17 protein-coding genes and 2 tRNA genes are annotated in these 19,519 nt (G+C 69.9%); 9 read left to right on the top strand and 10 right to left on the bottom strand.

Annotation, left to right across the window (positions count from 1 at the left end):
• The first annotated feature begins 4 nt into the window (after positions 1 to 4).
• Positions 5 to 77: transfer RNA gene (locus N1031_RS08505), tRNA-Arg, on the top strand.
• A gap of 20 nt (positions 78 to 97) precedes the next feature.
• Here N1031_RS08505 and N1031_RS08500 read toward each other — a convergent pair.
• A complete protein-coding gene (locus tag N1031_RS08500; protein WP_259479185.1) occupies positions 98 to 316 on the bottom strand; it encodes an SCO4848 family membrane protein in 219 nt (72 codons plus the stop codon).
• Positions 317 to 376: 60 nt separating this feature from the next.
• On the opposite strand from N1031_RS08500, the gene orn reads away from it, so the two are divergent.
• The 4 genes from orn (at position 377) to N1031_RS08480 (ending at position 2,788) form a co-directional block, all read left to right on the top strand.
• Positions 377 to 997 carry an oligoribonuclease gene (orn, locus tag N1031_RS08495; RefSeq protein ID WP_259479184.1) on the top strand — a complete coding sequence of 207 codons (621 nt, stop codon included), beginning with the start codon at positions 377 to 379 and terminating at the stop codon, positions 995 to 997.
• A 48-nt stretch (positions 998 to 1,045) separates the two neighbouring features.
• A tRNA-His gene (locus N1031_RS08490) sits at positions 1,046 to 1,121 on the top strand.
• Between the two features lie 26 nt (positions 1,122 to 1,147).
• Positions 1,148 to 1,498 carry a metallopeptidase family protein gene (locus N1031_RS08485; RefSeq protein WP_259479183.1) on the top strand — a complete coding sequence of 117 codons (351 nt, stop codon included), beginning with the start codon at positions 1,148 to 1,150 and terminating at the stop codon, positions 1,496 to 1,498.
• 21 nt (positions 1,499 to 1,519) lie between these two features.
• Positions 1,520 to 2,788 carry a D-alanyl-D-alanine carboxypeptidase family protein gene (locus N1031_RS08480; RefSeq protein ID WP_259479182.1) on the top strand — a complete coding sequence of 423 codons (1,269 nt, stop codon included), beginning with the start codon at positions 1,520 to 1,522 and terminating at the stop codon, positions 2,786 to 2,788.
• A gap of 28 nt (positions 2,789 to 2,816) precedes the next feature.
• On the opposite strand, the gene N1031_RS08475 is transcribed toward N1031_RS08480, so the two are convergent.
• The 4 genes from N1031_RS08475 to N1031_RS08460 all read right to left on the bottom strand — a co-directional run bounded on the left by N1031_RS08475 (position 2,817) and on the right by N1031_RS08460 (position 6,872).
• The gene (locus tag N1031_RS08475; protein ID WP_259479181.1) at positions 2,817 to 3,305 is read right to left on the bottom strand and encodes a nucleoside/nucleotide kinase family protein; all 489 of its coding nucleotides are present in this window, start codon (positions 3,303 to 3,305) and stop codon (positions 2,817 to 2,819) included.
• Positions 3,306 to 3,307: 2 nt separating this feature from the next.
• Positions 3,308 to 5,650: an ATP-binding cassette domain-containing protein gene (locus N1031_RS08470; RefSeq protein WP_375163623.1), complete on the bottom strand. Its 2,343-nt coding sequence runs from the start codon at positions 5,648 to 5,650 to the stop codon at positions 3,308 to 3,310.
• Complete coding sequence (locus N1031_RS08465) at positions 5,647 to 6,282, bottom strand: ECF transporter S component (RefSeq protein ID WP_259479180.1); 636 nt, start codon at positions 6,280 to 6,282, stop codon at positions 5,647 to 5,649. The genes N1031_RS08470 and N1031_RS08465 overlap by 4 nt, the downstream gene beginning before the upstream one ends.
• Positions 6,283 to 6,503: 221 nt before the next feature.
• A complete protein-coding gene (locus tag N1031_RS08460; protein WP_259479179.1) occupies positions 6,504 to 6,872 on the bottom strand; it encodes a hypothetical protein in 369 nt (122 codons plus the stop codon).
• Positions 6,873 to 6,999: 127 nt separating this feature from the next.
• Here N1031_RS08460 and glgX point away from each other — a divergent pair, with 127 nt between their 5' ends.
• Genes glgX through treZ form a run of 3 tightly spaced genes read left to right on the top strand, consistent with a single transcriptional unit; the run spans position 7,000 to position 13,405 of the window.
• Positions 7,000 to 9,201, top strand: a complete 2,202-nt coding sequence (glgX, locus tag N1031_RS08455; RefSeq protein WP_259479178.1) for a glycogen debranching protein GlgX — start codon at positions 7,000 to 7,002, stop codon at positions 9,199 to 9,201.
• A 2-nt stretch (positions 9,202 to 9,203) separates the two neighbouring features.
• A complete protein-coding gene (gene treY / locus N1031_RS08450) occupies positions 9,204 to 11,579 on the top strand; it encodes a malto-oligosyltrehalose synthase (RefSeq protein WP_259479304.1) in 2,376 nt (791 codons plus the stop codon).
• Positions 11,580 to 11,596: 17 nt separating this feature from the next.
• The gene (gene treZ / locus N1031_RS08445) at positions 11,597 to 13,405 is read left to right on the top strand and encodes a malto-oligosyltrehalose trehalohydrolase (RefSeq protein ID WP_259479177.1); all 1,809 of its coding nucleotides are present in this window, start codon (positions 11,597 to 11,599) and stop codon (positions 13,403 to 13,405) included.
• Between the two features lie 114 nt (positions 13,406 to 13,519).
• Here treZ and N1031_RS08440 read toward each other — a convergent pair whose 3' ends face one another.
• Positions 13,520 to 14,788 carry a DNA polymerase IV gene (locus tag N1031_RS08440; protein ID WP_259479176.1) on the bottom strand — a complete coding sequence of 423 codons (1,269 nt, stop codon included), beginning with the start codon at positions 14,786 to 14,788 and terminating at the stop codon, positions 13,520 to 13,522.
• A gap of 9 nt (positions 14,789 to 14,797) precedes the next feature.
• The gene (locus N1031_RS08435; RefSeq protein ID WP_259479175.1) at positions 14,798 to 15,334 is read right to left on the bottom strand and encodes a GNAT family N-acetyltransferase; all 537 of its coding nucleotides are present in this window, start codon (positions 15,332 to 15,334) and stop codon (positions 14,798 to 14,800) included.
• Positions 15,335 to 15,475: 141 nt separating this feature from the next.
• On the opposite strand from N1031_RS08435, the gene N1031_RS08430 reads away from it, so the two are divergent.
• Positions 15,476 to 16,063, top strand: a complete 588-nt coding sequence (locus N1031_RS08430) for a TIGR03086 family metal-binding protein (RefSeq protein WP_259479174.1) — start codon at positions 15,476 to 15,478, stop codon at positions 16,061 to 16,063.
• A gap of 109 nt (positions 16,064 to 16,172) precedes the next feature.
• On the opposite strand, the gene gatB is transcribed toward N1031_RS08430, so the two are convergent.
• From gatB to gatC, 3 genes are read right to left on the bottom strand one after another with little or no spacing between them, the layout of a single operon-like run.
• The gene (gatB, locus tag N1031_RS08425; RefSeq protein WP_259479173.1) at positions 16,173 to 17,675 is read right to left on the bottom strand and encodes an Asp-tRNA(Asn)/Glu-tRNA(Gln) amidotransferase subunit GatB; all 1,503 of its coding nucleotides are present in this window, start codon (positions 17,673 to 17,675) and stop codon (positions 16,173 to 16,175) included.
• Positions 17,675 to 19,219 (bottom strand): Asp-tRNA(Asn)/Glu-tRNA(Gln) amidotransferase subunit GatA, encoded by a 1,545-nt coding sequence (gene gatA, locus N1031_RS08420; RefSeq protein ID WP_259479172.1) that lies wholly within the window; start codon positions 19,217 to 19,219, stop codon positions 17,675 to 17,677. The genes gatB and gatA overlap by 1 nt, the downstream gene beginning before the upstream one ends.
• A complete protein-coding gene (gatC, locus tag N1031_RS08415) occupies positions 19,216 to 19,515 on the bottom strand; it encodes an Asp-tRNA(Asn)/Glu-tRNA(Gln) amidotransferase subunit GatC (RefSeq protein ID WP_259479171.1) in 300 nt (99 codons plus the stop codon). The genes gatA and gatC overlap by 4 nt, the downstream gene beginning before the upstream one ends.
• Positions 19,516 to 19,519: the final 4 nt, after the last annotated feature.

Below are 19,519 nucleotides of genomic sequence, written 5' to 3'. Positions count from 1 at the left end.
GGTCGCCCCTGTAGCTCAGTGGATAGAGCACCGGCCTTCTAATCCGTTTGTCGCTGGTTCGAATCCAGCCAGGGGCACCGACATGTGGCCGTCAGGATCAGGCTCCGGCGAGCGCCACGATCCCCACGACGACCGACACCACCGCGATCAGCAGCGAGATGCCGATCAGCACCGCGTGCACGATGAGGAACGGCGTCGGCTTGCCGGAGGCATCCCGAGCCCGTTCGTCGCGGTTCACGCGCTTGAAGAACTGGGGCCACACGATGAAGTTCCAGGCGGCGTTGACGAAGAGCAGGATGGCGAGTGTGAGGATCATCGCCGCCAGTCTAGAGACCCACCGCCACAGCTCGCCGACCATCAGACTTAGACTCGGGACATGAGTTCAACATCGGATCGCCTCGTCTGGATCGACTGCGAGATGACGGGGCTCGATCTCGAGGTCGACGAGCTGGTCGAGGTGGCGGTCGTCGTGACCGACTCCGAACTGAACCTCCTCGACCCCGGGTTCAGCATCGTCATCAAGCCCGACGACTCGGCGCTGGAGCACATGAACGACTTCGTCACCAAGATGCACGAGTCGAGCGGGCTCTCGCTCGAGATCCCGAACGGCGTGAGCCTCGCCGACGCCGAGTACCAGGTGCTCGAGTACATCCTGAAGTTCGTTCCCGGTGTGCAGCAGGCCCCCCTCGCGGGCAACACCATCGGCACCGACCGCATGTTCCTCGCGAAGTTCATGCCCCGGGTCGACGGCCACCTGCACTACCGCAGCGTCGACGTGTCGTCGATCAAGGAACTCGCCCGCCGCTGGTTCCCGCGGGTGTACTTCAACGCCCCCGAGAAGGCGGGCGGACACCGGGCGCTGGCCGACATCCTGGAGTCGATCCGCGAGCTGGAGTACTACCGCAAAGCGGTGTTCGTGGGCGAGCCCGGCCCGAGCTCCGCCGAGCTCAAGATCATCTCCGCCGACGTGGTGGAGGAATTCGCGTCGCGGATGTAATAGAATGTTCTCTCGTTGCCCCGCAATCACGATTGCGAGGTGAACATGGTGGATATAGCTCAGTTGGTAGAGCGCTGGCTTGTGGTGCCGGATGTCGCGGGTTCGAGTCCCGTTATTCACCCCAATGGCGGTCAGGTAGAGGTGCGCCGGATGCTCGAACTCGACGCCGACTCGTTCGAAGAGCTGGTCTCGGCAGAACTCGACGAACTCCCTGACGAGATGCTCGACGGTCTCGACAACGTGGTGTTCGTGGTGGAGGACAGACCCGAGGACGGCTCGCTCGACCTTCTCGGTCTCTATGACGGCGTGGCCGTCACCGAACGCGGCCAGTACGGCTTCGGCGAGATGCCCGACCGCATCATCCTCTACCGCGAGCCGCTGCTGGCGCTGTGCCACGATCTCGACGAGCTCCGTGACGAGATCCACATCACCCTCGTACACGAGATCGCCCACTTCTACGGGATCGACGACGCGCGGCTGCACGAGCTCGGCTGGGCCTGAGCGCGCGCCTAGCCTTGACCCATGGCGAAATCCTCGGCAGCGCGCACCGCACTCCGGGTCGTGGGCATCACTCTCGGCGTGATCGTCATCCTCGGGGTCGGGGTCTACGGGCCGGCCACCCTCGTGGGCCCGCTTCCGGCGGCGACCGCGGTGGTCGCCGAGCTGCCCGCAGCCACGCCCGGCGGCATCACCCCTGTCGTGCCCGAGACCGGCGCGAGCGCGATCGTGGCCGACGTGGCCACCCCGGTGCTGGCCAGCGGAGGAATCACGGAGGCGGTTCCGATCGCCGGGGCGGCGAAGGTCATCACCGCCCTGGTCGTGCTCGCCGAACGCCCCCTGCTCGCGGGCAGCTCCGGCCCCGGGATCGCCATCACCGCCGAGGATGCGGCCGACTACACCCGCTACGTGGCCGAGAGCGCCCGGGCGGTGGCGGTGTCGGCCGGCGAGAGCTGGTCGCAGCGCGAGGTCATGCAGGCGATGCTCCTCGGCTCGAGCAACAACCACGCCGACCTGCTCGCCCGCTGGGCGTTCGGATCGGTCGACGCCTACCTCGATGCGGCCGGCGAGTGGCTCGCCGCACGCGGGCTGTCGAGCATCGAGCTGGTCGACGCCACCGGACTCGACGAGGCCGACGTGGGCACCGCATCCGATCTCGCCCGTATCAGCGCACTCGCGTTCTCCGAGGCCTCGATCGCCGAGATCATGGCGATGGACGACGCCGCGTTGCCGGGTGGCCGCTCCACCGACAATCTCGCCGCCTACGAACAGGATCTCGGCTACATCGGCGTCTCGCGCAGCTACACCGATCAGGCCGGTGTGTGCTTCCTCTTCGCGCTCGTTCCTCCCGGCTCCGGAGAGGCGGCCGACGGGAGCGATGCACGTCTCTACGGCGCGTTCCTGCGCGAGCCCGACTGGGACACCCTCGACGGCGATCTGGCCGCCCTGGCCGCCTCGGCGGGCGGTGCGGTGACGGCGACGCCGGTGGTGACCGCCGGGCAGCGTTTCGTGACCTACACCGCGCCGTGGGGCGACACCGCACGCGCCGTGGCGGCGAGCACGGAGACGCAGCAGCTCTGGGTCTCGACACCCGTGGAGTACACGGTCGACGCGCAGACGATCAGCACGGGATCCGTCGGCGAATCGGTCGGCACGGTGACGGTCACGACGAGCGAGGGGACCGTCACCTCCCGTCTGGAGCTGGATGCGCGGATCGGCGACCCGGGCCCCCTGTGGCGGCTCACGCATCCGATACCCGTCATCGCCGCGTTCATCGAGTCACGCACCGACTGAGCAGCAGCGCGACCCGGTGCGGGGGGGGTCAGGTCGGGACGATCACTGTGGCCGACTCGCGAGGACGCTCGCGCCGGCAGAACCCCTGCCACTGCTGCTCCCACTCGTCCCAGTGCGAGGCGTAGAGCTCACCGTCGCGCTCGAGCGCTCGGCGCTTGCGCTCGGCGTCGCCGGTCTCCACCCAGATCGCCAGGTCGGCGAGCATCGCGGCGTCGCGGCTGAGCGCCCCGCATCCCTCGATCAGCACGGGGAGCCCGGGATCGAGCTCGTGCCACTCCGCGAGACGTGCGCCCGCCCAGTCGTAGCGCCGCCACCTCGGCACGCCTCCCGACCGCAGCGGCCCCAACAGCTCGTCGACGATGTGACGGCTCGCCTTCTCGAGGCCGCCCCACCCGGGATAGATGTCGTCGAGGTGCACCACCTGCGGCACGTCGGCTCCGGCCCAGCCGCCGGCGATGCGCTGCGCGAGCTCGGTCTTGCCCGACCCGCTCGGACCGTCGACGAGGATCACGACCACGGTCAGCCCACCACCAGACGGATCGCCCCGGTCGCGACCGACACGGCGAGGGCGATCCCGCCGATGAGGGCTCCCCCGGCGATGAGCAGCCACTCGCGCATCCCGAACTCCGACCTCCTGGCCCAGGTGCGGGGCGTGCCGCCCCCGAAACCACGCGCCTCCATGGCGGTCGCGAGCGTGCTGCCGCGGCGGATCGAGAGCACGAGCAGGGCGAACACCTGTCCGGCGACGCGGCGCACCCGGCCGGTGTCGGCCAGTCCGCGGGCCCTCCGTGCCAGCGCGAGCTGACGCCAGTCGTCGGTGAACAGACCGATCAGCCTGAGACCGGCCAGAGCACCGAGCACGAACCGGCTGGGCAGTCGCCAGAGCTGTGCGAGTCCGTCGGCGAGATCGGTGGGGTCGGTGCGGGCGAACAGCACCACCGCCGGCAAGCCGATGGCCAGGATGCGGAGGGTCGTCGCCACGGCGAGTCCGATGGAGCCGTCGGAGACGTGCAGCAGTCCGAACTGCCAGTAGGTGGTGCCGGACGGCGCGCCGTAGAGGAGCGTGGTGACTCCCGCCAGCGGGGCGGCGATCCAGATGGCGAGGGTACGCCGCGCCAGCGCGGGTGCGACCTCCCGGGCGGGGGCGGACGACGCGAGAATGCCCGCCGCGGCGATGGCCTCGAGCGCGAGCGCCACGCCGGCGGAGACGGGGTCGATGGTGACGATGAGGAGCGCACTCACCACGAGGGAGGCGACCAGGGCCGCGACCGGGTTGAGCCGCCGGCCTCGGGGGGTTTCAGGATGCGCGGGGTCGGCGGCAGGGGCCTCTGACTGCTGCGGGGCGACGGTCAGCTCGCGGTCGGCGACGGCGTCGAGGAAGGCACGGTCGTGCGTGACGGCGACCACCGCAGTACCCCGGTCGAGCAGTTCGCCGAGGAGCAGCACGAGCTCGGCCCAGGTGCGCGAGTCCTGCCCGAAGGTGGGTTCGTCGAGCACGAGCACGCGGGGTCTGGCGACGAGCGCCGAGGCCACCGAGAGCCGGCGTTTCTCACCGCCGGAGAGCGTGTAGGGGTTGACGTCGAGCAGGGGCTCGAGCCGCAGGCGGGAGGCGGCGTCGGCTACCCGGGCATCCCGTTCCGCTGCGGGGAGCCCGAGCGCGCGGAGGCCCGCCTCGAGCTCGGCGCGCACGGTGCCGGCCACGAACTGGTGCTCGGGGTCTTGGAACACGACGCCGACGCGCGTGAGCACCTGGCGCGACGTCCAGGCGGCCGGATCTGCCGGAGCGGGCCGGCCGGCGGCCGTCGCGTCGTGCCGCAGCGCGTCCGTCGCCTCGATCCGTCCGGAGGCGACGGGCAGGAGGCCCGCGAGGGTGAGCGCCAGAGTGCTCTTGCCCGCGCCGTTGGCACCGGTGACGGCGAGCGCCTCTCCCTCCGTCAGTTCGAGGTCGCCGATCAGTGAACGGCGGGCGTTCTCGTCGCGAGCCACCACGAGGTCATGCGCGGTGAGGAGGGTCTCCCCGCCTGGTGCTGATGCGGTGCGCACCGGTCGGCGCCCGTGGAGCGGATCGATGCCCGGCACCCACACCCCCTCCGCGGCCAGCCGGTCCCCGTGCTCGCGGAGCACCTGCTCCGCGGGGCCGTCGGCGAGGAGTCCCCCGCCCGCCCCCAGGACGATCACGCGGTCGATCTGGTCGAGCCAGGTCGCGACACGGTGCTCGATCACCACGAGGGTGGCGCCGGTGTCGCGCACGACCCGGCCCACCGCATCCGTCACCTCGAGCACCCCCGCCGGGTCGAGGTTCGCGGTGGGTTCGTCGAGCAGGAGCACGCCGGGTCGCATGGCGAGCGCCCCGGCCAACGCGAGTCGCTGCTTCTGCCCACCGGAGAGCTGCGTGGTGGGACGGTCGAGCGGCAGGTCGAGGCCCACGGCGGCCAGCGCCGCCGTCACCCGGGGCCAGATCTCGTGGGGCGGCACGCCGAGGTTCTCGCAGCCGAAGGCGATGTCGTCACCGAGACGGTCGAGCACGACCTGCGCCTCGGGGTCCTGCAGCACGAGGCCCGTACGCCCGCGGACCTCACGAGGGTCGGCGTCACCCACCCGGAGCGACCCCTCCTCCTCGCCCTCGTCGGCGCCGCCGAGCACGCCGGCGAAGGCGTGCAGGAGCGTGGACTTGCCCGCCCCGGAGGCGCCGAGCAGCAGGACACGCTCACCGGGCTCGATCGCGAGATCGAGCCCGCGCTGCGCCCAGCTGGCGCGCCCGGCGTGGCGCCACCCCCAGCCCTCGGCGGTGAGGCCGAGGGCCGGGGTGGCCGGAAGGCCGGGCACGGACGCGCTGCCCGTGCCCGCATCCGTCGCCGTCACGACCGCGCCGCGGCCTCTCGGCCGGAGGCGAACCGGTTGAGTGCTCCGGTGCGCGCCAGCGCTCGCGCCAGCAGCCACGAGAGCAGGCCGGCCACGATCGCCCCGCCGATGACACCGCAGACGATGTAGATGGTGTGGAAGGCGCCCGACGCGCCCGGGTACCAGAGGATGGAGTCGTTGATGCCCATGGCGAGACCCGCGCCGGCGCCCGCCAGCACCGCCACATACACGCGGTAGTTGGCGTAGAGGAACGCCGCGAACACGATCTCGGCCCCGAGGCCCTGCACGAGCCCTGACACGAGGGTGAGCGGGCCCCACTGGGTTCCCACGAGCGCCGAGACGGTGGCGGCCACGAGCTCGGTGAACAGGGCGGCACCGGGCTTTCGCACAATGAGTCCGCCGAGCACTCCGGCGAACAGCCAGACGCCGCCGACGAGCGACTGCGCACCCGGCAGCAGCGCCTCGAGCGGGGTGCTGAGGGGTGAGTAGGTGAGGTTCCAGACCCAGAAGACGAGTCCGGATGCGACGCCGATCACGCTGGCGACGACGATATCGACGACCCTCCAGCGGTAGCTGCGGCGTCGGGCGGTGGGTCGGGGCGATGCGCCCCGGGTGGATGCGGTGGTGTGCACTGGTCGTGCCCTTTCAGTCGGTGGAAGGGGCACGGGTTCGCCTCAGGTCTGGACGACGCGGCGTTCACGTGGTGCTCGAACGTCGCGACGGCCACACGCGTGGCGTCGAGATGCCTCCCTGCGCTGGCATGATCCAGATCAGGTTCGACGGTCGAAGGTTGAGAACCTTCCTCTCAGCCCGGCTCACCGGACTCCCGTGTGCGACCGAGTATAGCCCGCCGCTACTTCTTGAGCGCGCGCACGAACCGCGCGAGCGCCCAGCCCGTGGTGCAGATCACGGGGATGGAGACGGCGAGCAGGGCGATGAGGTTCGGCTCGAAGGCCGCCTTGCCGTCGGGGCCGCTCACGTAGGCGCCGATCGGGATGCTCACGCCACCGCCACCGAAGCCCTCGCCGCCGGCGTCGCCTGCGCCGATCTTCTTGTCGGTGGCTCCGGGCGAGGAGGCCTTGCCGTTGCCGCCGCCGAAGCCCGCCCACACGAGCGCGACGGGCACGAAGGTCGCGCCGTCGATCTCGACCGGGGCGCCGTACGCCGCGTTCACCCCGATCGAACGGGTCGCGTCGGACAGGGTCTCCACGAGGTCAGCCATGGCGCCAGGGTACCGCGAACGGTCCTCCACAGACAGCCCCTCCCGGCGAGTTGTGCACAGATGTCCGGCGCCCCTCGCGCCCGGTTCGGAACCGGGTACGGTGGGCTCAGAAATGACAGGAGATCAGATGCAGACCTGGCCAGGATCGGCCTACCCGCTCGGCGCCACCTACGACGGGAGCGGCACGAACTTCGCCCTCTTCAGCGAGGTCGCCGAGCGCGTCGAGCTGTGCCTGATCGACGACGCCGGCATCGAGACACGAGTCGAGATCACCGAGGTCGACGCCTATGTGTGGCACGCCTATCTGCCGCAGGTGCAGCCGGGGCAGCGTTACGGCTACCGGGTGCACGGGCCGTACGACCCCGAGAAGGGGCAGCGCTGCAACCCCAGCAAGCTGCTGCTCGACCCGTATGCGAAGGCCACCTGCGGGGTGATCGACTGGGACCAGTCGCTCTTCTCCTACACCTTCGGCGACCCGGATTCCCGCGATGACGACGACTCCGCGTCGCACATGCTGCTCGCCGTGGTGATCAACCCGTTCTTCGACTGGTCGGGCGACAGGCGGCTGCGCTACCCCTACAGCCAGAGCGTCATCTACGAGGCCCACGTGAAGGGGCTCACCGAACTGCACCCCGACGTGCCCGAAGAGCAGAGGGGCACCTACGCCGGCATCGCGCACCCCAAGGTGATCGAGCATCTGCTCAAGCTGGGTGTCACCGCCGTCGAGCTGATGCCGGTGCACCAGTTCGTCAACGACAACACCCTGCTCGAGAAGGGCCTCAGCAACTACTGGGGCTACAACACGATCGGTTTCTTCGCCCCGCACAGCTCCTACTCCTCCACCGGCGACCGCGGGCAGCAGGTGCAGGAGTTCAAGGGCATGGTGAAGTCGCTGCACGCGGCCGGCATCGAGGTGGTGCTCGACGTGGTCTACAACCACACCGCCGAGGGCAACCACCTGGGGCCCACCCTCTCCTTCAAGGGCATCGACAACGCCGCCTACTACCGCCTCGTCGACGACGATCCGCGGTACTACATGGACTACACCGGCACCGGCAACTCGCTCAACGTACGCCACCCGCACGCCCTGCAGCTCATCATGGACTCGCTGCGCTACTGGGTCACCGAGATGCACGTCGACGGCTTCCGGTTCGACCTGGCGTCCACCCTCGCACGCGAGTTCTACGACGTCGACCGCCTGTCGAGCTTCTTCGAGCTCGTGCAGCAAGACCCGATCGTGTCGCAGGTGAAGCTCATCGCCGAGCCCTGGGATGTGGGCCCGGGTGGCTATCAGGTCGGCAACTTCCCACCGCAATGGACTGAGTGGAACGGCAAGTACCGCGACACGGTGCGCGACTTCTGGCGGGGCGAGCCCTCCACCCTCGGCGAGTTCGCGAGCCGGTTCACCGGCTCGGCCGACCTGTACGAGCGCGACGGGCGGCGGCCCGTGGCATCGATCAACTTCGTCACGGCGCATGACGGCTTCACCCTGCGCGACCTGGTGAGCTACAACGAGAAGCACAACGACGCCAACGGCGAAGACAACGCCGACGGGGAGTCGTTCAACCGCTCCTGGAACTGCGGCGTGGAAGGGCCCACCGACGACCCGGGCGTGCTGACCCTGCGGGCGCGCCAGCAACGAAACTTCCTCGCCACGCTGTTTCTCTCGCAGGGGGTTCCCATGCTGCTCCACGGCGATGAGCTGGGCCGCACCCAGGAGGGCAACAACAACACCTATGCGCAGGATTCTCCACTCACGTGGGTGCACTGGGACACCGAAGACCTCCCGCTGGTCGAGTTCACCGCCGCGGTGCTGCGTCTGCGCAAGGAGCACCCCACCTTCCGCCGCAGCCGCTTCTTCGACGGCCGTCCGGTCAAGCGCGAGGAGGGGCAGCCGCTGCCCGACATCGTGTGGCTGAACTCCGACGCGAGCGAGATGCAGCCCGAGGAGTGGGACTCTCCGCTCTCCCGGGCGGTCGGGGTGTTCTTGAACGGCGAGGGCATCCGGGCACGCGGGGCACGCGGTGAGGTGCTGACCGACGTGCATTTCCTGCTCTACTTCAACGCCCACGACGAAGACCAGGAGTTCACGCTCCCGTCGTCGGAGTATGCGGAGTCGTGGGACGTCGTGATCGACACCGCGGGCGGTGCGGCCGACTCCGAGCCGTTCGCGGCCGGTTCCGCGCTCACCGTGGTGGGCCGTTCCCTACAGGTGCTGCGGTTCCACTCCGAGCCCGACCCGGAGCCCGACCACTCGGTCGCCGCGTCGCTCACCGCGCAGGCCGACAGCAGCGCGGTCGTCGCACCGTCGACACCGACGGTGGTGTGACCGTGCGGATACCTCGTTCCACCTACCGCCTGCAACTCACGGCCGACTTCACGCTGTGGGATGCAGCGAGGCTGGTGCCCTACTTGCAGCGACTCGGGGTCGACTGGGTCTACCTCTCTCCGATCCTGCAGTCGACCGAGGGGTCGACCCACGGTTACGACGTCACCGACCACTCGCGCATCGACGTGGCCCGCGGCGGTGCGGAGGGGCTCGCCGCGCTCTCCGAAGCGGCCCATGACGCGGGCCTCGGGGTGCTGGTCGACATCGTGCCGAACCACGTGGGCGTGGCCGAGCCCGCCCAGAACCCGTGGTGGTGGAACCTCCTGAAACACGGTACGGCCTCGCGGTACGCGGAGGCGTTCGACGTCGACTGGGATTTCGGAGCAGGCAAGGTGCGGCTTCCTGTACTGGGCGACGACTCGCTGGAGGCGCTTCAGGTACTCAGACCCGACGGTTCCGTCGGACCTGGTCATGAGGCCGGGGAGCCTGTGCTGGCTTACTACGAGCACCTCTTCCCGATCGCTCCGGGTACCGCCGACGACGGCGCCACTCCCCAGATCGTCCATGGTCGCCAGAACTACGAGCTGATGAACTGGCGCCGCGAGAGCGACGAGCTGAACTATCGCCGGTTCTTCGCCGTCTCGTCACTCGCCGCCGTGCGGGTCGAGGAAACCTGGGTGTTCGACGAGTCCCACGCCGAGATCGGGCGCTGGTTCAGAGAGGGTCTCGTCGACGGACTCCGGGTCGATCATCCCGACGGGCTCGCCGACCCCGGTGGCTACCTCGAGCGACTGGAGGAGCTGACGGGTGGTGCGTATGTGCTCGTCGAGAAGATCCTCGAGGGCGGAGAAGCGTTGCAGCCGGACTGGCGTACGGCGGGCACCACGGGGTACGACGCCCTGGCCATCATCGATCGTCTTTTCGTCGATCCCGACGGCGAGGCGGGTCTCGACCGGATCGACGCGCAGCTGCGCGAGGAGTCCGGGCTGCCGACGACCGGATATCGCGAGATGATCCACGAGACCAAGCGGGCCGTCGCCGACGGCATCCTGCGCTCAGAGGTGCGCCGGATCGTGCGGGAGATCGAGAGATCAGAATCCACGCCGCCCGGCGCATCCACCTCGGCACTCGACGACGCCGTCGCCGAGCTCCTCACGAGCTTCCCGGTCTACCGCTCGTACCTCCCGGCCGGGCGCGACCACCTCCAGCTGGCACTCCAGCTCGCCGTGCGATCACGACCCGATCTCGAGCCGCTGTTGACCGAGACGGCGGAGGTGCTGGGTCGCGAGGGGCATCCGGCGGCCACACGTTTTCAGCAGACCTCCGGCATGGTGATGGCGAAGGGCGTGGAGGACACGGCCTTCTACCGGTACACCAGGCTGACCTCCCTCACCGAGGTGGGTGCCGAGCCCGATCGCTTCTCGGTGACGCCGGATGACTTTCACGCCGAGCAGGTGCGGCGGCTCGAGATGCTGCCCCACTCGATGACGACGCTGTCCACACACGACACCAAGCGATCCGAAGACGTGCGGGCCCGCATCAGCGCCCTGTCGGAGCTCGGCGACGGGTGGGGTGGCGCCCTCACCAAGCTGCGATCCCTGCAGCCCACCGGCGACGGCCCGTTCGACAACCTCCTCTGGCAGGCTCTCGTCGGCGCCTGGCCGCTCACGCGCGAGCGGGCCCAGGCCTACGCCGAGAAGGCAGCGCGCGAGGCCGGTGATTTCACCGGCTGGCTCGACCCCGACCAGGGGTTCGAGGCGGGGTTCCACCGCGCGATCGACGCGGCGTACGCCGACCCGATCGTCCGGGGACTGGTCGAGACCCAGCTGTCGCTCGTCGAGGCGGCCGGCCGCAGCAACAGTCTGTCGGCCAAGCTGGTGCAGCTCACGATCCCCGGCGTGCCCGACGTCTACCAGGGCACCGAGCTCTGGGACCTCTCACTCGTCGACCCCGACAACCGACGCCCGGTCGACTTCGATCTGCGGAGCGAGGCGCTGCGCACCCAAGACGCCGGCGAACTCCCCTCCATCGACGACGAGGGCGCGGTGAAACTCCTCGTGGTGTCGGCCGCCCTGAGGCTGCTGCGGGCCAGGCCGGAGCTCTTCACGGGCTACCGCCCGCTGCCGGGGCGTGGGGTGGCCTCCCACCATGTGGTGGCCTTCGACCGGGGCGGGGCGATCACCGTCGCCACACGACTTCCGATCACGCTGGCTCATCACGGTGGCTGGGACGACACGACGCTCGATCTCCCCGACACCCGCTCCGGCTACGCCGATGCCCTCACGGGCCGTGTCGTGGCCCCTGGAGAGGTGCGGGTGGCGGCACTTCTCGATCGCTATCCCGTCGCCCTGCTGCAACGCATCGACGACGAATCCTGACAGGGGAACCAGACACCATGACCGAACGCGACTTCGCCGTCTGGGCTCCGAAGCCCTCCCGTGTCGACCTCGTGTTGCGCGAACCCGATCGCACGATACCGCTCGTCGCCGGTGAAGACGGGTGGTGGAGTCCTGCGCCCGGGGCGGTGCTGTGGGAGCCCGGGATCGACTACGGCTACCTGCTCGACGGCGAGGGGCCCTACCCCGATCCGAGATCGCGCCGCCAGCCCGAAGGGGTCCACGGTCCTTCGCGCACTGTCGACGCCTCGACGTATGGCTGGCACGACGCCGACTGGGCCGGTCATCCCCTCGACACCGCGGTCGTCTACGAACTGCACGTCGGAACGTTCACGCCCGAAGGCACTCTCGACGCGGCACTCGAGCACCTGGCCCACCTGCGGTCCATCGGTGTGACCCACATCGAGCTGCTCCCCGTGAACGGCTTCAACGGCACGCACAACTGGGGGTACGACGGCGTGGACTGGTTCGCGGTGCACGAGCGCTACGGCGGGCCCGCCGCCTACCAGCGATTCGTCGACGTATGCCACCAGGAGGGCTTCGCGGTCATCCAAGACGTCGTCTACAACCACCTCGGCCCGAGCGGCAACTATCTGCCGTTGTTCGGCCCCTACCTCAGCGACGCCTCGCGCAACACCTGGGGCACCTCGGTCAACCTCGACCAGGAGGGCTCGGCCGCGGTGCGGCGGTTCATCCTCGACAACGCGCTGATGTGGCTGCGCGACTACCACGTCGACGGTCTGCGCCTGGATGCGGTGCACGCCCTGGTCGACGAGGGGCCCGTGCACCTGCTCGCCGAACTCGCGGCCGAGGTGGAGTCCCTGTCGGAGGAGACCGGCGTGCGCCGGACGTTGATCGCCGAGTCCGACCTCAACGATCCGATCATGTTCCGGGAGCGTGAGTCCGGCGGGTACGGGCTCGATGGTCAGTGGAGCGATGACTTCCACCATGCCGTGCACGTCAACCTCACCGGGGAGACCCAGGGTTACTATTCCGACTTCGACTCCGTGGCCGCGCTGGCGAAGGTGCTGACGCGAGGGTTCTTCCATGACGGCACCTACTCGAGCTTTCGCGGGCGCCTCCATGGAGTCGAGCTCGACCGGGCGCGGACGGCTCCGTGGCGCCTCGTCGTCGCCTCCCAGAACCACGATCAGATCGGCAACCGCGCCATCGGCGACCGGCTCCCGGCGAGCCTGGGCTCCGATGCACTGGGCATCGCGGCCGCGCTCACGTATCTCGGTCCGTTCACCCCGATGCTCTTCATGGGCGAGGAGTGGGCGGCCTCCACACCGTGGCAGTTCTTCACCTCCCACCCCGAACCGGAACTGGGCAGGGCCACCGCCGAAGGTCGCATCGCGGAGTTCGCACGGATGGGGTGGGACGAGTCGGTGGTCCCTGATCCGCAAGATCCTGCGACGTTCACGAACTCGAAGCTCGACTGGTCGGAGATCGGCGACGCCACCCAGCCGGAGCACGCCTCGGTTCTCGCCCTCTACCGCGAGCTCGCCCGGGTGCGGGCCACCCTTCCTCCGGGTGACGAGATTCGACTGAGCGACATAGTCGTCGAGTTCGACGAGGCCGAGCGCTGGCTGGTGCTGCGGCGACCGGGCGCGGTACTCGTGGTCAACCTCTCCGGCGAGCGGATCGAGCTCGCCCGTGTCGCTCCCGATGTGCTCGCGCTCCCGCTGGTGCTCGACACGCGCGCCGTGCTCGACTCGGGCGAGGGCAAGCCCCCGACCTCGAGCACGGGCGCGATGCCCGCAACCGTCGACCCGCTCTCGGTGCTCGTCGCACGGCCCTCCGACTGACTCACCCGAAAGGAGCCGGTGGGAGTCGGTGCGGCCGTGCCGACCGCAGCGGTCCCCGCTCCCAGGGGGCCTCGGGCACAGCCGCCGGCTGAGACCGCCGGAGGAGCACCCCGCTCAGTCGCGAACGCCGTTGCGCTCCGCGATCTCGGCACCACCGGGGGCACGCATGAGCGACGCGGGGCGAACCATGTCGGCACCGAATCGGGCGGCCACGCGGTCGAGTGTGACCTCCGCATCGCGCCACCCCTCCGAAGGAGTCACCTCGTCGGCCCAGAGCGCCGGCTGGTGCGTGATCGACCCCGCTACCGCGAGCTGCTCCACCCGCACTCCGATCAGCCGCACCGGTGTGCCCACCGACCACGCTCCTTCGAAGATGGAGAGCGCCTCGTCGTAGATGCGCTTGCCGAGATCGGTCGGCTCCGTCAGGGTGCGCGATCGGGAGATGGTGGTGAAGTCGGAGAACCTGAGCTTGAGCGCCACGGTGCGCCCGCTGAGCCCCGCCGCACGGAGCCGAGCGGCCACCCGGTTCGACTGCTGCAGCAACTCGCGCCGCAGGCTCTGCTCGGAGGTCTCGTCGAGGTCGAAGGTGCGCTCGTGCCCTACGCTCTTCTCCTGCGACACCGTCTCCACCCGCCGGTCGTCGATGCCGTTCGCGAGCTCGTGCAGACGGGTGCCTGCAGCCTCCCCCACGGCCGCGACGACCGTGCCGAGCGGGCTGGCCGCGAGGTCGCCGACCGTCATGAGACCGTAGCGCTCGAGGTGCTCCGCGGTCTTCGCACCGACGCCCCAGAGCGCGCGCACGGGCAGCGGATGCAGGTAGCCGAGCACCTCGGACTCGCGGATCACGAGCATCCCGTCGGGTTTCGCCCGCCCCGAGGCGAGCTTCGCCATGTACTTCGTGGGTGCGACGCCCACCGAACAGGTGAGCCCCGTCTCGCTCAGCACCCGCTCCCGCAGGCGCGCCGCGATCACGTCGGACTCGCCGAGCAGCCGCCGCGCCCCTGACACATCGAGAAACGCCTCGTCGATGCTGAGGGGCTCCACCAAGGGCGTCACTTCGCGGAACAACCCCATCACCCGCTTCGACGCGTCTCGGTAGCTCTGCATGTTGGGCGAGACCACGATCGCGCGCGGACACAGGCGCAACGCAGCACCGACCGGCATGGCCGAGTGCACCCCGAAGGCTCGTGCCTCGTAGGTGGCGCTGGTCACGACGCTGCGCGGCGAGCTGCCGCCGACGATCACCGGCTTGCCCCTGAGCTCGGGCCGGCTGAGAAGTTCGACCGAGGCGAAGAACGCATCCATATCGACGTGGAGGATGGGCGGGCTCGGCTCGGCGACGGGGCTCCCGGCCCGCGCCGCGCCCTCCACCGCTCGGTTCATGGCTCGAGCCTACGCGCCACCACCGACACCGGGGGCGGTGCCGCCGGAGACCGCCCGGGCCAGCAGCGCCACCACGACGCTGCCGCCTTTGGTCGACTGCCGCCCGACCTCGGCGAAACCGAGCCGGCCGTGGAACCTGAGCGAACCGGGGTTGGGCGGCTCGAGGTTGACCTCGCAGAACACCTCGGCGACTCCCTCACGCGCGGCGTCGGCCACCACCGCGTCGTACAGCACCGCGCCGAGCCCGTCGCCGCGATGCCCGTCGGCCACCACGATCCGGTCGACGTAGACGAAGCTGTTCGATCGCGCCGAGAACCAGCGGTAGTTCTCGCTCTCGTACTCCATCCCGGGAGGCAGAGCCAGAACGAACCCGAGCAGCGACTGCGGATGCGCCGGGTCGACGACGCCGACGGCCAGCCGGGCGAGATCGACCAGGTCGGCCATCTCGCGCTCGTCGATGTCGTTCACGGCCGGCACGGCGGCGTGATTCAGCTCCAGCAGGCGCGGGAGGTCGTCGTGGGTCAATCGGCGGAGCTCGGCGGTCACGTGCCGACCCTACAGCGCGCCCCGCGCATCCTGTTCGCCGTCGGCCTGTTCGCCGTCGGCGGACTCCCTGCGAACGCATGCTTTCGGAGGAATGCATCGCACCGGCACCTGCTTGACTAAGACGACCGTGAAGGAGCACCGATGACCCAGACCACTCTGCCCCCGCTCGACGCCCGCACCTGGCTGCGACTCCAGGAGCGCGCCCACCACGAGTTCGCCGTGCGCGTGTCGGCGGTGGTCGACTGGGAGGGTGCGACACCCGACACGGAGTGGACGGTGCGCGACCTGGTGTCGCACGTCATCGAGGAGCAGCAGTGGGTGCCGTGGCTGCTCTCGGGCCTCACCACGAAGCAGGCCAAGAGCCGCCTTCGCCCCCTCGAGCCGAACCTCACCCAGGAGTGGCACCGCTACTCGCTCGCCGCCACCACGGCATGGCACGACGCCGGGCCCGACAGCCCGGTGAACCTCTCCTACGACACGGTCACCACTCTCGACTACCTCAAGGAGCAGGTGGCCGACGTGACGATCCACACCTGGGACCTCGCCCGCGCTACCGGAACGGCCGAGGAGCTCGACGAAGAACTCGTGGCCGCGGTGTGGACTGTGTTCGAGCCCCAGAAAGACGCACTCGAGGCCAGCGGTCTGTTCGCCTCCCCGGTGCCCATCGGCGACGAAGCCCCGTTGCAGTCACGGCTGCTCGCCCTCACCGGGCGCGACGACCGCCGCTGAGCAGATCGCCCAGACGAAGCAGATCGCCCAGACGAACCTCGCGGGTCACAGGCCTCTCAGGGCGCTGTGACCCGCCAGGTTCGTGTGAAGGCGAGGCGAGCGGTGACAGCTACTCGGCGGCCGCCCGCTCCAGCACGAGTTCGCGCACGCGCGCCGCGTCGGCCTGACCCTTCATCGCCTTCATCACGGCACCGATCACGGCACCCGCGGCCTGCACCTTGCCGTCCTTGATCTTCGCGAGCACGTCGGGCTGGGCGGCCAGCGCCTCGTCGATCGCCGCGATGAGCGCGCTGTCGTCGGAGACGACCGCCAGACCCCGCGCATCCACGACTTCCTGAGGCGTGCCCTCACCGTCGATGACGCCCTCGAGCACCTGACGGGCGAGCCTGTCGTTCAGTGCACCGGCCTCGACGAGCGCGACCAACGCCGCCACATCAGCGGGCGACACCAGAGCCGAGGCCTCGGCCGAGCGGACGTTGGCGATGCGCGAGATCTCTCCCGACCACCACTTGCGCGCGGCCTGCGGCGACGCACCCGCCTCCACGGTCGACGCCACCTCCACCAGGAGCCCGGCGTTCTGCACGTCTTGGAACTCGAGGTCGGTGAAGCCCCACTCGGCCTTCAGACGTCGACGGCGCGCAGCCGGCGGCTCGGGCAGCGCGGCGCGCAGCTCGTCGATGAGCTCGGCCGACGGCACCACGGGCAGCAGGTCGGGCTCGGGGAAGTAGCGGTAGTCGTCGGCGTCGGACTTGGGCCGGCCGGCCGAGGTCTCCCCCGTGTCTTCGTGCCAGTGCCGGGTCTCCTGCACGATCGTGCCGCCCTCGGCGAGGATCGCGGCCTGGCGCTGGATCTCGTACCGCACCGCGCGCTCCACCGACCGCAGCGAGTTGACGTTCTTCGTCTCGGTGCGGGTGCCGAGCTTCTCCTGGCCGCGGGGGCGCAGCGACACGTTGGCGTCGCAGCGGAGGTTGCCCCGCTCCATCCGCGCCTCGGAGATGCCGAGCGCCACCACGATGTCGCGGATGGTGGCCACGTAGGCCTTCGCCAGCTCGGGGGCATCGGCCTCGGCCCCGAAGATGGGGCGGGTGACGATCTCGACCAGGGGGACGCCGGCGCGGTTGTAGTCGACCAGCGAGTACTCGGCACCCTGGATGCGCCCGGTGGCACCTCCGACGTGCGTGAGCTTGCCCGCATCCTCCTCCATGTGCGCCCTCTCGATGGGCACGGTGACGGTGCGGCCGTCGGCGAGCTCGACCTCGACCGAGCCGTCGAAGGCGATCGGTTCGTCGAACTGCGAGATCTGGTAGTTCTTCGCGAGGTCGGGGTAGAAGTAGTTCTTGCGGGCGAACCGGCTCGACGGCGCGATCGAGCAACCGAGGGCGAGGCCCAGGCTGATCGAGTAGCGCACGGCCTCGCCGTTCACCACGGGGAGCGAACCAGGAAGCCCCAGGTCGACGGGGGTGATGTTCGTGTTGGGTTCGCCGCCGAAGAAGTTGGGCGCGTCGGAGAACATCTTCGTCTTCGTCGAGAGCTCGACGTGCACCTCGAAGCCGAGCACCGGCTCGAACAGCTCGAGCGCCTTGTCGAAGTCCATCAGCTTGGCCTTGGCCATCAGACGGCCCCTTCCTGCGCGGCGGTCATCTCACCGGGGGCGAGATCGGGCGCCTGACTGATCAGCGTGTGGCCCCACCGCTCCTCGAGCAGGCGCTCGAGCGCGCCGCCCACCCGATAGAGCCGGGCGTCTTCGCGGGCGGGGGCGAGGAACTGGATGCCGACGGGCAGGCCGTCCTCGGCCGCGAGGCCCACGGGCAGCGAGATGCCCGGGATGCCCGCGAGGTTCGCCGGGATCGTGGCGATGTCGTTGAGGTACATGGCCATCGGGTCGCCGTCGTTCTGCCCGAGCTTGAAGGCCGTGGTGGGCGCGGTGGGCGAGACGAGCACGTCGACGCCGGCGAAGGCGGCCGCGAAGTCACGCTGCACCAGGGTGCGCACCTTCTGCGCGCTTCCGTAGTAGGCGTCGTAGTAGCCGGCGCTCAGCGCGTACGTGCCCAGGATGATGCGGCGCTTCGCCTCGGCACCGAAGCCCTTCTCGCGGGTGGCCGACATGACGTCTTCGACCGTGCCGCCGCCGGGCGGGTTCACCCGCAGACCGAAGCGCACCGAGTCGAACTTGGCGAGGTTCGACGATGCCTCTGCGGGCATGATGAGGTAATAGGCCGCGATCGCGTACTGCAGACTCGGCAGGCTCACCTCGACGATCTCGGCGCCGTTGGCCGCGAGCAGGTCGAGCGCCTCGCGGAAGCGGGCGAGCACTCCGGGCTGGAAGCCGTCGCCGTCGAGTTCGCGGATGACACCGATCTTCAGCCCCGCGACGTCGGCGCCGCGCACGGCGTCGGCCATGCTGGGCCAGGAGTCGGTGAGCGAGGTGGAGTCGCGCGGGTCGTGCCCGCCGATGACGTCGTGCAGCAGGGCCGAGTCGAGCACGGTGCGGCTCACCGGGCCGATCTGATCGAGGCTCGAGGCGAGCGCGATGGCGCCGTAGCGGCTCACTCCCCCGTACGTGGGCTTCACGCCGACCGTGCCGGTGACGTGCGCGGGCTGGCGGATCGAGCCACCGGTGTCGCTGCCGAGCGCCAGCGGTGCTTCGAAGGCCGCGACGGCCGCCGCCGAGCCACCGCCCGAGCCGCCGGGGATGCGCTCGAGGTCCCACGGGTTGTGGGTGGGCCCGTAGGCCGAGTGCTCGGTGGAGGAACCCATCGCGAACTCGTCCATGTTGGTCTTGCCGATCGGCACCAGGCCGGCCGCGCGCAGCTTCACCATCACGGTCGCGTCATAGGGCGGCAGCCACCCCTCGAGGATCTTCGAGCCGCTCGTGGTGGGCATGTCGTTCGTGACGATGACGTCTTTGACGGCGATCGGCACGCCGGCGAGCGGGTGCAGCTGCTCGCCGTTCGCCCGCCGCTCGTCGATGGCCGCGGCCGTGGCCAGGCTCAGCTCGGCGTTGGTGTGGAGGAAGGCGTGCACATCGCCGTCGACCGCGGCGATGCGGTCGAGGTGGGCGCGGGTCGCCTCCTGCGAGGTGATCTCGCCCGAGCCCAGCTTCTCGGCGAGCGCGGCGGCCGACAGGCGCACGATCTCATGCTCGTGGTGGCTCACTGCTCCTCCCCCAGGATCGCGGTGACGCGGAATCGCGACCCGTCGTGGTCGGGTGCACCCGCGAGCGCCTGCTCGGGAGTGAGCGTGGTGCCCGGCACGTCGGCGCGGTAGACGTTCTGCAGCGGGATGGGGTGGCTCGTGGCGGGCACGTCGGCCGTGGCGACCTCGGCCACCGTCGCGACGTTGTCGACGATCGACGAGAGCTCGGTGGTGAGGCTCTCGATCTCCTGCGGCGTGAGGGCGATCCGGGCGAGGCTCGCCAGATGGGCGACCTGCTCCTGGGTGATTTCGGACATGGTG

This window comes from Herbiconiux moechotypicola, from assembly GCF_024979255.1.
Classification (GTDB): Bacteria; Actinomycetota; Actinomycetes; order Actinomycetales; family Microbacteriaceae; genus Herbiconiux; species Herbiconiux moechotypicola.
The sequence above is the reverse complement of the archived record's forward strand: the minus strand, read 5'-3'. Positions and strand labels throughout refer to the sequence as shown.